Here is a 12,337-nt window from a genome sequence, read left to right as displayed (position 1 = left end):
TTTCCTTGTATCATTCACATATTCAGATTAGGTTGTTCGTAACGAGCGCGTCAATCGCCGATTGCCGCAGCGCTTTGACCACCCGGTGTTTCAGCCTCTTGGCGGCCACCAATCCGAGGAGTCGTTGGACCATGCCGGCCTTTCGCCCGATCATGATTGCCGCAAGTCTTGCCGCCGCACTGGCCGATATGGCCATGGCCGAGATCCGCTTGGTGATGGTCGACCAGCCCGGCTGCTCCTATTGTATCGCGTGGGAAGACGAAATTGGGCCCGCCTACCCCAACACGGCCGAAGGCCGCTTTGCCCCGCTGCTCAAGGCCGACCTGCGGGACGGGCCGCCTGACGGTGTGACATATGACCGGCGCGTATCGTTCACACCCACCTTTATCCTCGTTGAGGACGGACAGGAAATCGCCCGCATGGAAGGCTATGTCGGACAGGATTTCTTCTGGCCGGTCTATGCGTCTCTGCTTTCCAAACACACCGATTTCTCACAGGATGAGAGCGCCAATGCGGACTGAGGCGCAAACAGACGAGCGCTCGACGCTGCCGGTGATCACGTCGGACATGACCGACGCGGAACTCGACAAGATCGTGGACAAGGCAACAGTGGCCTCCGGCTTTCTCAAGGCGATCAGCCATGAAGGCCGGCTCATGATCCTGTGTCACCTCGTGACCGGGGAGAAATCGGTCACCGAGCTTGAAGATCTGCTGTCCGCCCGTCAGGCGGCGGTGAGTCAGCAATTGTCGCGCCTGCGGCTCGAAGGATTGGTGGTGCCGCGCAGGGAGGGCAAGGCGATTTACTACCGGTTGGCCGATGACCGCCCGCGCAAGATGCTCGAATGCGTTTACGAGCTCTTCTGCAAGGACGCTGACTAAGGCTCACGATGCAGAGGGCGCGCAGCGGAGGCATCTTTTTCGTGTCTCGAACAGGGTCGGGTCCGCCCGGCAACGCTGATGCGCTTGACGCCCCTGCTTGACGCATCGCGACGGATCACAGGCACTCCAACGCAACGACACCGACGCCAGCATCGGGCAATTCTGCCTCCCTTCATCGCAAACAGTTGCCAAATGCCGAATGCTTGCGCATCATCGGGATACGGTTGCTGTCTGGGAGTGGCGCAATCGTTGGGGGGATAAACCATGATCGACGCATTGTCCGAACACCACTGGGTCGCGCTGTTTGGCCTGATGGGCGGGGTTCTTCTTGGGCTGGCCGCGAGATTGGGACGGTTTTGCACCCTTGGCGCCATTGAAGACGCGCTTTACGGCGGCTCCAGCGTCCGGCTCAGGATGTGGGGCATCGCAATCGGCACCGCCGTGACGGGCGCCTTCTCCCTGATGGCAACCGGGTTCCTCGACAGTGCGGAAACCTACTATCTGTCAATCGGATGGGTGCCGCTGGCCTCGGTCGTGGGAGGTTTGGTGTTTGGCTATGGCATGGCGCTGGCGGGCAATTGTGGCTATGGCGCGATTGCTCGGCTCGGCGGCGGAGACCTGCGCAGCTTCGTCATCGTTCTCGTGATGGGCGTGTCCACCTTTGTGGTGCTCTCCGGTCCTTTGGCCCCGCTGCGCGCGGCGGTGTTTCCACAAGAGCCCATGACAAGCCCGGTCCCGCCCGGCATCGCCCACCAGATCGCGGCGGTGACGGGGCTCTCCCCCTACCCCATCGGGATTGGCATCGGGCTCCTGATCCTTGCCGTGGTCGGCATGCATCGCCCGCTCTGGAAAAAGCCTCAGACCGTGTTCTGGGGGGTGGTCGTCGGGCTTGGCGTGCTGGTTGGCTGGGCCGGAACGGCCTGGGTCGCACGCACCGGATTCGACGCGCTGCCGGTGGTTTCACATTCCTTCGCGGCACCGCTCGGAGAATCGATCCTGTGGTGGATGACCGGCTCCGCGCGTCCGATCTCCTTTGCCGTCGGATCAGTGGCGGGCGTCTGGTTCGGCGCGTTCATCGGCTCGCTGATCAAGGGCCATTTCCGCTGGGAGGCCTGCGAAGACCCCCGCGAACTGCGCCGCCAGATCATCGGAGCGGCCCTCATGGGGGGCGGCGCCGTTATTGCGATCGGCTGCTCAATCGGTCAGGGGCTGACCGCTTTTTCGGTGCTCGCGTTCTCCGCACCGCTCACGTTTCTGGCCATCTTTGCCGGGGCCGCGCTTGGATTGCGTCAGTTGATCGAGGGCTTCCTGCCGGCGGAATGAGCAGCCGCGGGCGCGCATGCGGTGGTTCACAATGCTCTCTTCCGGCCCCTTGCTGCCCCGCGCTGCTGCCCCGCGCTGCGGACACATTGTCACCCATCGCGCCGGTCGTGGACCTGTCGCGAAAATTGGATCAATCAAACGCGCGCAGTCGGGCCACATAGCGGGCCAACGTATCGATCTCGAGATTGACACGGTCCCCAACGACGCTTTGCCCCCAGGTGGTCACAGCCTTGGTGTGCGGAATGAAATTGATCCCAAACCGGCACCCATCCACCTCGTTCACTGTCAAAGAGGTGCCGTTGAGCGCCACCGATCCTTTCGGCGCGATATACCTCGCCAAGGCCTCCGGCGCCTCCAGCGTGACCCGCGTGCTGTCGCCTTCATCCTGCATGGCAACCAGCGCGGCGACGCCATCCACATGACCAGAAACGATGTGACCGCCAAGCTCGTCGCCGACCTTGAGTGCCCGTTCAAGATTGACCCTGCGGCCCTCCGCCCAACTGTCCAGATTGGTCTTTGAAACGGTTTCCGCGCTGATTTCGACCTCGAACCAATCCGGCCCCAAGGCCACCGCCGTCAGGCAGACACCGTCACACGCGATGGAGGCACCGATATCGATCGTGGCCGTGTCGTAGCCTGTGGCAATGCGTGCGCGCAGATCGCCCCGCTTCTCAAGGGCGCGGATTTCGCCCATATCGGTGACAATACCGGTAAACATGGCGTGGCATTCCTCCAGCGTGGCGCGTGTTCTGGGTGTCGAGATCGGCAATCCCGAGGCGTGAACCGGCTGCCTGCCCTTGCGCAGGTAGCATTTCGGTAACCAGTTCGATGTAGACCGGCGGTATGGATGACGCAACCGCCTCTCCCTGTCTGTCCGATGCCGTGCCCGTTGATATGCCGTGGCCAACGGCCTGCACACGGCGCATGCCTTCGCGCGAAAGACGGTGCTTTCTCTTGCTGCAAGGGCCGCATGGCCCGTTTTTCGACCAACTTGGCGCGATGCTGCGTCAGGGCGGGTGTGACGTCTGGCGGGTTGGGTTCAATGCCGGAGACGCCATGTTCTGGCGTCGGAAGTCCCGGTATATTCCCTTTCAAGGCCGCGCAGAGGAATGGCCTGACCGCTTCACGCAGATCATCACGGAAACCGGCGCGACCGATCTGGTGCTATACGGCGATGTCCGCCCGATCCATGCCACGGCGATTGCGCGCGCCAAGGCGCGTGGGCTTACAATCCACGTCTTTGAAGAAGGCTATATGCGCCCGTACTGGGTGACCTATGAGCGGAACGGCTCAAACGGGCACTCCCGGCTGATGCGAACGCAGATCACCGAGATGCGCGCAGCACTTGCGCAGTCCGACGAGGAAGCGCCGCTGCCCCCGGCACATTGGGGCGATATGCGCGAGCACATCTTTTACGGCGCGCTCTATCATTGGTTTGTGATGGCTCTGAACGGAAGCTATCGCAACTTCAAACCGCATCGCGACCTGTCCGTGTTCCGCGAATTCCTGCTTTATCTGCGGACGATCCTGACCATGCCGGCGATGTGGATTCTGCGGGTCGCCGCAACGTTCCGCATCCACCGGGGTGGCTATCCCTACCACGTCGCCCTGCTGCAGCTCGAACACGACCCAAGCGTGCAGCGTCACTCGCCCTTTGGCTCGATGAACGCGTTCATCGAGACCGTGGTGGACGGGTTCGCGCGGGGCGCTCCGGCGCATCACCACCTTGTCTTCAAGGCTCACCCGCTTGAGGATGGGCGCATCAATCAGCGCCGCGCCATCAAGCGCGCGGCGCGTGCCTGCGGGATCGCCGACCGCGTGCATTACCTGCGCGGCGGCAAACTCGCCGCCCTTCTCGACAGCGCGCATGGAGCCGTGACAATCAACTCCACAGCCGGGCAGCAAGTGCTCTGGCGCGGCCTGCCGCTCAAGATCTTCGGCCGCGCGGTCTACGGGAAACCGGAGCTTGTCTCCGCGCAGCCGCTCGCGAATTTCTTCGCCCATCCCGATCCGCCGGACATGAGCGCCTATCGCGACTATCGGCGTTACCTGCTGGAGACCAGTCAACGGCCGGGCGGATTCTATTCGGCCCGAGGCAGACGACAGCTGTTGCGGGATGTCGTCGATCTCATGCTGCGGGCCGAAGATCCCTACGATGCGCTGGTCGGCGAACCGGGCACGACCGCGCGGCATCTCACGCTTGTCGGCGGCGCGCGCGTGTCGGTGGCCAAGTCCTAGCGCGCCCGGGCTCCTGTAGACATGCGCCGGTGCTGGTGCCCTTCCCGGCGCCGGAGGCACCCCGGTCCATGCGCCCTGCCTGATCCAGGCAACGGTTCTGCGGGGCGCCAGAACACCCGCTCGCCCACAGATCACCCCGGCAGTCTCTAGGGGCGTCAAAACCGCTATCCCCCATATGTAGCCAATTCGGCCTGCGGCCCGGCCCAATCGCGGCCTGTCCGCAACACTTGCAAGCCAGCCAAACGCGCCGAGAGCGCGACGAACTGGCTTTTTGCACGTATCGACGATAGCTTGACAGTCAAAGCTCAGGTGAATTCCGTCATGCGGGATCATCTCGGGGCGTCAGGCCGCCCGACAAAGAGCTAAAAAAAATGACGACCAAATAAAAAGACTCTCTGAGGCAGACGACCGAAAAGGTCGAGGAGACCGAGCCGTGAAACACACCCCATCCAAAAGGTGGGCGCGATCCGTCGCGCTTGTTCTTGCCGCATCGCTCGTGGCGTCTTGCGGGTTGCCGCGAGTCGGCCCGACCAAGAAAGAAATCTACGCGGGTTCGGTTCAGCAACAGGGCGATGCCTTCGTAGTGTCCGTGAATGACCGGGTGACACGGGCCACCGCCGTTGTGCCCGCGCTCGGATTTGCCGAAGGGTTTGTCAACGCAGGCGTGGTTGGATCCGACATCATCAATCCCGGCGATACGCTCGGCCTGACAATCTGGGAAAACGTCGATGACGGCCTGCTCGCCAGCGAAACGTCAAACGCCACGATCCTCGAAGAGGTTCAGGTCGATGGCTCCGGGTTCATCTTCGTGCCCTATGCCGGGCGGATCAAGGCCGCGGGCAATTCCCCCGAAGCGGTGCGGCGCATCATCACGCGCCGCCTCGAAGACCAGACCCCAGACCCACAGGTCGAGGTGCGACGGCTGGCGGGAGACGGCTCGACCGTCAGTCTTGTCGGCGCGGTTGGTGGACAGGGCGTGTATGCCATCGAACGTCCCACCCGCACGCTTTCTGCCATGCTTGCCCGGGCCGGTGGCCTGACCATCGAGCCGGAAATCGCTCAGATCACCGTGTTGCGCGGCACCCATCGCGGCGAGATCTGGTTTCAGGATCTCTACGAGAACCCGGCGTTCGATATTGCCCTGCGCGGCGGGGATCGCATCCTTGTCGAAGAGGACACGCGCGCCTTTACCGCGCTTGGCGCGACCGGAACGCAGGCCCGTGTGCCTTTCGAATCCCAGACGCTTTCGGCGGTGGAAGCCATTGCCCAGGTCGGCGGCCTGATCGCGACCGCGTCCGACCCCACGGGCGTGTTCATCTTCCGCAACGAACCGGCCGAGATCGCCAATCAGGTTCTCGGACGCAATGACCTGATCGGTGCGCAGCGCCTGATCTATGTTCTCGACCTGACGCGTCCGAACGGCATGTTCATCGCCCGGGATTTCGTGGTGCGGGATGAAGATACACTCTACGTCACCGAAGCGCCTTTCACGCAATGGGACAAGACCATCGCCGCGTTGACCGGCTCTCTGGGCGCGGTGACCACGATCACCGGTGCCGCAGATGCGCTCGACGGCGGCAGCAGCACGGGCGGTTGACGCGCCCATGTCATTGACACCCGAGGGACAGGGTCGCGCCGGGGCGGAAACGTCCCGGCGTCTTTTTGTCTATAATGGCGGCTTCCTGACACAGACGCGGATCCGCCGGATCCTGCATCTCGCCGGGTGGCATGTGACGTTGGGATTGCCTGCCGGCAACAGCACGGACGCCATCGGCGTCTGGGGCGCGGCTCCGACCGCGGCCCGCGGAGAAACCGTCAGCGAAAGCCGCGCCGTCCCCGTAATCCGCATCGAAGACCCGTTCTTGAGGTCGTTGCATCCGGGCCGCAACGGCTCCGAGCCTCTCGGATTGCTCATCGACGAGACGGGGCTGCATTTCGACCCGACCCGCCCGAGCGATCTCGAGACGCTCCTTGCCACACATCCGCTGGATGACAGCGCGCTGCTCGACCGCGCGCGCGGCGGCATGGCGCGCATGGCAGCCACCCATCTGTCGAAATACAGCGCAACCCGGCTCGATGCCGAAACGCCCGAGCCGGGCTATGTGCTGGTGGTCGATCAGACGCAAGGTGACGCCTCGGTGACCGCGTCCCGCGGCGACCGCGCGCGGTTTCTCGAAATGCTGACCACCGCGCGGTTGGAAAATCCGCATGCGCGCATCCTCATCAAGACGCATCCCGAAACCCGCGCCGGTCACAGGCCCGGCCACTTTCGTCCCGAGGACGCCGAGGGCCTCGTGTCGATCTATGACGGCCCGGCCAGCCCGAAATCAGTGCTCGACGGGGCAATCGCAGTCTATACGCTGAGTTCCCAGCTCGGCTTCGAGGCCATCATCGCGGGACACAGACCGCGCGTCTTCGGCCATCCGTTTTATGCGGGTTGGGGCCTGACAGAAGATGAAGAGCCCCTGCCCCGCCGCCGCCGCACGCTCACCCGCAGCCAGCTCTTCGCCGCGGCCATGATCCTCTATCCGACCTGGTACGACCCGTATCGCGACCGCCTGGCCCGTTTCGAAGACGTTCTGGACACGCTGGACGCCCAGACACGCGCATGGCGCGAAGACCGCGGCGGCTGGGTTGCGAGCGGTATGCGTCTGTGGAAGCGACGCCCGTTGCAAACGGTGTTCGGCACAGAAAAACCGGTCCGCTTCGCCGATCCGCTCAGCGACGCGCGGCGCCTTGCCGCTGACAGCGGGCGCTCCGTGATGGTTTGGGCAAACAAGGCGCCCGGCGACGCGGCAAGCGAACCGGCCTTGCATCGCGTCGAAGACGGGTTCTTGCGGTCAGCGGGCCTTGGTGCGGCGCTTGTGCCGCCGTTGAGCCTGGTTTGCGATGACCTCGGGATTTACTACGACCCCACCCGCCCGTCGCGGCTCGAACAGCTCATTGCCCGGCGCGCCGAAGACCTGCGCCCGGATCAGGCGCTGCGCGCCCGGGCGCTGATCCGCGCGCTCTGCACCAGCGGCGTGACCAAGTACAACCTCAATGCCGCCCAGCCCCGCTTCCCAAAACCTCAGGACAGCGCGCGAGCGGTCATCTTGGTGCCCGGGCAGGTGGAGGACGATGCTTCGATCCGGCTTGGCGCCCCCACAGGTGCGACCAATGACGCCCTTCTCGACAGGGTTCGCGCAGAACGGCCCGGTGCGACCATTCTCTACAAACCCCATCCCGATGTAGAGGCCGGTCTGCGGCCCGGCGCGCTCGGGTCACCGAACGCAGCGGATGTCATCCTTGCGGACACCGCCCTTGCACCGCTTTTTGAACAGGTGTCCGAGCTCTGGACATGGACTTCGCTGGCCGGCTTCGAGGCATTGCTGCGGGGTGTGCCGGTCACAACCTTGGGCGCGCCGTTTTACGCCGGCTGGGGGCTCACGCGGGACATCGGGCCGATCCCCGCGCGGCGGCTGTCAGGACCGCGCCCCTCGCTCGAAGCGTTGGTTCATGCAGCACTGATCGACTACCCGCGCTATCACGATCCGGTCACGGGGCTCGCCTGCCCGGTCGAAGTCATCGTGGAGCGGCTTGCCACCGGCACGCTGCCACAACCCGGCCGGTTCAATCGTATTCTGTCCAAGCTTCAGGGATTATTTGCCTCGCAGGCCCATCTCTGGCGCCGGTGAGCCACCCGAAGGCACTGCGGGCGGCGCCATTCAAACAGCCTATACGCGCAAAAACAGACCGGTCTCATGCACATCGTGCAAAGGTGCCTTTTTGACTCGGCTTACAGCACCTAAGTCATTGATAGAGCGAAGCCTCAGTCGCCGGTCCTGCGCCGCCAGACATGGTGCAGATCACCGCCCTCCACAGAGCTATCCACAAGGGTCAACCGCGGCGCAAGCGACAGCTTTTCAACTCCCAGAGCGCCAAGACCCGGCACCCCCTCCGCGCCAAGGGCAACCCCGGCCGTGAAGACATGCAGCTCATCCACAAGGTCTGCGGCGAGCAATGACGCGGCAAGCTGCCCGCCGCCTTCACAGAATACCCGCGTCAGCCCCTGCGCGCCCAGAGCCTGAAGCATATCGGACGGGTCGATGCGACCGCCAGCCTTGGCCACCGGCAAAAGCGTGGCGCCAAGGCCCTCCCACGCGCGTGCCGTTTCAGCCCGCACGCCCGGACCGTGCAGAAGCCACACCGGAATGTCCCGCGCAGTCTGCGCAAGTTGCCCCATCAGCGGCACATCCAGAAAGCGGGTCGCCACCACGCGCACCGGTTGCCGGGCCACGCCCAAGCCGCGCACCGTCAGTGCGGGGTTGTCGGCCCGAGCCGTACCGCCGCCCACCATGACCGCATCATGCCGCGCGCGCAGCGCATGCACCGCCCGACGCGCCGCCGGTCCCGTGATCCAGCGGCTTTCGCCGGTCGCGGTCGCGATGCGGCCGTCAAGGCTGAGCGCAAGTTTGAGCGTCACAAACGGGCGGCCCTGTTCGATGCGCAGGAAGAAACCAGCGTGATCGCGCATCGCCACATCCGCCATAACCCCGGTTTCAACCGCGATGCCCGCCGCGCGCAAGCGGTCAAAACCCTGCCCGGACACCCGCGGATCGCTGTCCGCCAGGGGCGCGACAACCCGGGCGATACCGGCATCGATCAGCGCATCAACACAGGGCGGGGTCTGGCCGTGATGCGCGCAGGGCTCCAGCGTGACATAGGCCGTCGCCCCCCGCGCGGCGTCGCCTGCCATGGCCAGTGCCTGGGTTTCCGCGTGAGGACGCCCGCCCGGCTGGGTCCAGCCGCGTCCGACGATACGACCCTCGCGCACCAGCACGCAGCCAACGGCCGGGTTGGGCCATGTCTGCCCCATCCCCCGTCGCCCCAGCGCCAGCGCATGCACCATGGCACGCCGATCCGCCTCAAGACCTCCCTGAGAGATCACTTCTCTGGAGCGGGTTTCGGCGCATCCGGGCGCAGTTCGCTCACGAATTTGTCGAAATCGTCAGCCGCCTGGAAGTTCTTGTAGACGCTGGCAAAACGCACGTAGGCAACGGTGTCGATCCGGGCCAGTGTTTCCATCACGATCTCGCCGATCTGCTTGGAATTGATGTCCGTTTCACCCATGCTTTCGAGCCGCCGCACGATGCCGGAAATCATCTGGTCGATGCGCTCCGGCTCGATCGGGCGCTTTTGCATCGCCATGCGAATGGACCGTTCCAGCTTGTCGCGATCGAAATCCTCGCGCCGGCCATTCGACTTGATCACCACAAGATCGCGCAGCTGCACGCGCTCATAGGTGGTGAACCGCCCGCCGCAAGCCGGACAAAACCGCCGCCGCCTGATGGACACATGGTCCTCCGCCGGCCGGGAATCCTTAACCTGCGTATCGATATTTCCGCAAAACGGGCAGCGCATGGGCCGTCCCCCTCATGTCTGATCTGCTCTGTCACATGCCTGATCGCGCGGTTGCTCCGCACTTATCCACAGCCACTATAGGTGAGCCGCCACACTTTGGGTAGAGGCGAAATGGAACAACAAGATACGGGATGGGAATTTCTTGGCGCGTTTCCCCCTTGCCACGAAGCGGACCGCTCCGTTGATGGCTTGAGATCCGCAAGGCAGGCGCGGCAAGGCACCATGCGCGCCGTCGGCCGCGCTCAATACGGAATGTGCCAATGGCGTCCGCGCACCGTCTCCACGTATTCGGGCCACGGCAGCGCGATGGGCGGGTCGTAATCGGCCAGCGGCGGCAAGGCGCCCGCCTCCGCGCGGCGCGTCTCGAATTCGCGCCAAGCCGCCGCGCGCCGCTCTGGATCGCAGAGGAGCTCCAGCGCACTGCGGGCCAGAACCCGCGCCGCCGTTGTCACGGTCGGGTCAATAAGCGCCGGGATGCCACCGAGCGCATTCATCGCCCAAGGCGGGTATGGGCCGCCCCGCAATGCCGGACGCGCCACATAGAAGCGGGCGGTCGGGCAATGCCAGGTCATGTCGGTATAGTCATCCGACGTGCTGTTGATCTGCGCGGGCGGCAGATCCTGCCGCAAGACGGCTTCCGCCTCCCTTGGGTCAATCAGGCTGACGCATTCCGCAATCAACGGGTCCCCGGTATCGACCGGCAGACCGCAGGCCGCCTGCACCGCGCGCGCCTGATCCCGTGCCGCCTCCGTCCAGTCCGGTGGCCCGACGGCCTGAAAGGCGCGCCAGACGACCTCCGCCATGACATGATTGGTGATGCCCGGACGCGATTTCGACACCCAGACCTTCTGCACGGTGCAGCCGCTCATCGCCGCCGCGTGTTCCGCGAGCGTATCGAGCCGCTTGGAGAACGCCTCGGCCATCGCAAGATCCGGCATACGCAGCATATATTGAAGATCTGTCGCCTGTGCCGGCAGGTTGTCCGCCGTCGCCTGCCCCGCCGAGAGGATTGCCTCCGACACGGACCAGCCCCCGCGATGCGGCAGGAAGCTGTCCCGCAACGTGCGCCCGGATTGCAGCATCAGCAGCAGCGCGTCATTGGCGCCGGGAGCCCGGATATCCGAATGGCTTTGCGGGATTGGCGCGCCATCGATCGCGCCCCAGACCTGCGGCGTGTCACAGCGGAACCGGTAGACAAACGCATAGGCTGCGCCGCATTGGGTATCCCACCGCACCGTGTTGCACAGCGGCAGCATGTAGAACGGATGAAAGGACAACATCGCCGTCAGACCATCGTAATAGCCTTTGGCCGCGTGCAGGGGCTTGGACCCGCGCAGTTTTTCGGCTGGCTCTCCGGTGATCTGGATGCCGCCCGGTATGCGGTGCTCGGTCATGGCGGCCTTCGTCGCCAGGGCACCTGCCAGTGCGCCGATGCCCAGCGCCGAATGTGGATCCGTGTGCCCTGCCGCACCAAAACCGAGCCCGTCGCGTGGCGCCCGCTCCGGCCGCGCTGCCTGGCAATTGCCGGGAACGGCGTCGTATTCCGCATAAAACCCGATCACAGGCCCGTCCCCTGCCGGGCTTTGCCAGCGGGCACAAAAGGCCGTGGGCATCCCGCCGCTGCCTTCTTCGACGGTGAAGCCTTCCTCGCGCAACCGCGCCACATACCACGCCGCGGAGCGGTATTCGCGCCAAGCGGGTTCGGCATGCTCAAAGATCGTCGCACACCACTCCGAAAACGCACTGGCCCGCGCCCGGATCAGCGCCTCTGCCGTGGCAACCGGATCAGAGCCCACTTGGCAGGCCCTTGAAGTAATCCGGTCGGGTATTGGTGCCGGTGCGCAGCGCTTCCTCGCGCGTCTCCATCCAGGCGTCGATCTCCGAGCGGGGTGGGTCCTCTGCGCGGATCCAATCGAGACACCAGCGCATTTCCTGCAAGAGGGCGGCCTCGCTCACGGCGTCAAGCATCCGGTCGGGATCGTTCCAGCGCGGCCCGCCCAGATAGACCGCCGCATAGAGCAGTTTGGCCCGCGTCGGCGGCGTGCCCGCCACAAGCAGCGCGTCGTAAAACATGGCATGCACGTCTTGCCAGCGCCGCGTCTGGTAGGTTTCAAGCTGTTCGTTTCCCACGCCGGTATAGGCATCGTGCAAGGCCGCAGCGAGGAGGTATTCGCGGCTTTGACGGTCCCCGACCAGGGGTTCGAACACTGACGGGATCGACGCGCCATCGGTCAGCGTCTTGGGCGGCGCGGTCCAGTCCATCCCCCGCGCATCAATAAAGCTGAGCGGCTTTGTCGTGGGCATGAAGGCATGCTTGAACTTTTCAACAAAGACCGGCGTGCCCGCCATTTCGAGGGGCGTTCCGCTGAACTTGCACCGGGGACCGGGATCCTCAAGCGTGAGACAGGTCTCTGCGCTGTTTGTCGACCGCATGGCGATCAGTTCCGGCACCGCATAGGCAAGCGCGCCAATGGCAACCAACCCAGCAGCCATG

Annotated in this window: 11 protein-coding genes; 6 read left to right on the top strand and 5 right to left on the bottom strand. The window is 64.6% G+C overall.

The genetic code is table 11. The annotated features are described in order from the left end of the window. The first annotated feature begins 131 nt into the window (after nucleotides 1-131). The 3 genes from J1C49_RS03900 (at nucleotide 132) to J1C49_RS03890 (ending at nucleotide 2,202) form a co-directional block, all read left to right on the top strand. The gene (locus tag J1C49_RS03900; protein WP_370639369.1) at nucleotides 132-521 is read left to right on the top strand and encodes a thioredoxin family protein; all 390 of its coding nucleotides are present in this window, start codon (nucleotides 132-134) and stop codon (nucleotides 519-521) included. A gap of 46 nt (nucleotides 522-567) precedes the next feature. Beyond that, on the top strand, nucleotides 568-879 hold the full coding sequence (locus tag J1C49_RS03895) for an ArsR/SmtB family transcription factor (RefSeq protein WP_370639372.1): 312 nt from the start codon (nucleotides 568-570) through the stop codon (nucleotides 877-879). A gap of 264 nt (nucleotides 880-1,143) precedes the next feature. Next, nucleotides 1,144-2,202: a YeeE/YedE family protein gene (locus tag J1C49_RS03890; protein WP_227444490.1), complete on the top strand. Its 1,059-nt coding sequence runs from the start codon at nucleotides 1,144-1,146 to the stop codon at nucleotides 2,200-2,202. Nucleotides 2,203-2,332: 130 nt separating this feature from the next. Here the strand turns inward: J1C49_RS03890 and J1C49_RS03885 are convergent, their stop codons facing one another. Beyond that, nucleotides 2,333-2,920, bottom strand: a complete 588-nt coding sequence (locus J1C49_RS03885; RefSeq protein ID WP_227444557.1) for a riboflavin synthase — start codon at nucleotides 2,918-2,920, stop codon at nucleotides 2,333-2,335. Between the two features lie 206 nt (nucleotides 2,921-3,126). Between J1C49_RS03885 and J1C49_RS03880 the strand changes: the two genes are divergently transcribed. The 3 genes from J1C49_RS03880 (at nucleotide 3,127) to J1C49_RS03870 (ending at nucleotide 8,117) form a co-directional block, all read left to right on the top strand. Next, a complete protein-coding gene (locus tag J1C49_RS03880) occupies nucleotides 3,127-4,440 on the top strand; it encodes a capsule biosynthesis protein (RefSeq protein WP_227444556.1) in 1,314 nt (437 codons plus the stop codon). 433 nt (nucleotides 4,441-4,873) lie between these two features. Continuing rightward, nucleotides 4,874-6,037, top strand: coding sequence for a polysaccharide biosynthesis/export family protein (locus J1C49_RS03875; RefSeq protein WP_227444489.1), 1,164 nt, complete (start codon nucleotides 4,874-4,876; stop codon nucleotides 6,035-6,037). A 7-nt stretch (nucleotides 6,038-6,044) separates the two neighbouring features. After that, entirely contained in the window at nucleotides 6,045-8,117 is a 2,073-nt protein-coding gene (locus J1C49_RS03870) for a capsular polysaccharide biosynthesis protein (protein ID WP_227444488.1), read from the top strand. A 134-nt stretch (nucleotides 8,118-8,251) separates the two neighbouring features. On the opposite strand, the gene ribD is transcribed toward J1C49_RS03870, so the two are convergent. From ribD to J1C49_RS03850, 4 genes are all read right to left on the bottom strand, one after another. After that, nucleotides 8,252-9,367, bottom strand: a complete 1,116-nt coding sequence (gene ribD / locus J1C49_RS03865) for a bifunctional diaminohydroxyphosphoribosylaminopyrimidine deaminase/5-amino-6-(5-phosphoribosylamino)uracil reductase RibD (protein WP_370639371.1) — start codon at nucleotides 9,365-9,367, stop codon at nucleotides 8,252-8,254. Further along, complete coding sequence (gene nrdR, locus J1C49_RS03860) at nucleotides 9,367-9,843, bottom strand: transcriptional regulator NrdR (RefSeq protein WP_227444486.1); 477 nt, start codon at nucleotides 9,841-9,843, stop codon at nucleotides 9,367-9,369. The genes ribD and nrdR overlap by 1 nt, the downstream gene beginning before the upstream one ends. 242 nt (nucleotides 9,844-10,085) lie before the next feature. Next, nucleotides 10,086-11,639 (bottom strand): amidohydrolase, encoded by a 1,554-nt coding sequence (locus J1C49_RS03855; RefSeq protein ID WP_227444485.1) that lies wholly within the window; start codon nucleotides 11,637-11,639, stop codon nucleotides 10,086-10,088. Beyond that, complete coding sequence (locus tag J1C49_RS03850; protein ID WP_227444484.1) at nucleotides 11,629-12,336, bottom strand: DUF1353 domain-containing protein; 708 nt, start codon at nucleotides 12,334-12,336, stop codon at nucleotides 11,629-11,631. Before J1C49_RS03850 ends, J1C49_RS03855 begins: the two co-directional genes overlap by 11 nt. Nucleotide 12,337: the final 1 nt, after the last annotated feature.

It is taken from the genome of Cognatishimia sp. F0-27 (assembly GCF_020667845.1).
Taxonomy (GTDB): domain Bacteria; phylum Pseudomonadota; class Alphaproteobacteria; order Rhodobacterales; family Rhodobacteraceae; genus JAFMPQ01.
The sequence above is the reverse complement of the archived record's forward strand: the minus strand, read 5'-3'. Positions and strand labels throughout refer to the sequence as shown.

Excerpts from the sequence above, each read along its gene's own strand:
- J1C49_RS03880 (WP_227444556.1), top strand. The coding sequence starts at position 3,127 with ATGCCTTCGCGCGAAAGACGGTGCTTTCTCTTGCTGCAAGGGCCGCAT.
- J1C49_RS03885 (WP_227444557.1), bottom strand. The coding sequence starts at position 2,920 with ATGTTTACCGGTATTGTCACCGATATGGGCGAAATCCGCGCCCTTGAG.
- J1C49_RS03870 (WP_227444488.1), top strand. The coding sequence starts at position 6,045 with ATGTCATTGACACCCGAGGGACAGGGTCGCGCCGGGGCGGAAACGTCC.
- J1C49_RS03850 (WP_227444484.1), bottom strand. The coding sequence starts at position 12,336 with ATGGCTGCTGGGTTGGTTGCCATTGGCGCGCTTGCCTATGCGGTGCCG.
- J1C49_RS03890 (WP_227444490.1), top strand. The coding sequence starts at position 1,144 with ATGATCGACGCATTGTCCGAACACCACTGGGTCGCGCTGTTTGGCCTG.
- J1C49_RS03895 (WP_370639372.1), top strand. The coding sequence starts at position 568 with ATGACCGACGCGGAACTCGACAAGATCGTGGACAAGGCAACAGTGGCC.
- nrdR (WP_227444486.1), bottom strand. The coding sequence starts at position 9,843 with ATGCGCTGCCCGTTTTGCGGAAATATCGATACGCAGGTTAAGGATTCC.
- J1C49_RS03900 (WP_370639369.1), top strand. The coding sequence starts at position 132 with ATGCCGGCCTTTCGCCCGATCATGATTGCCGCAAGTCTTGCCGCCGCA.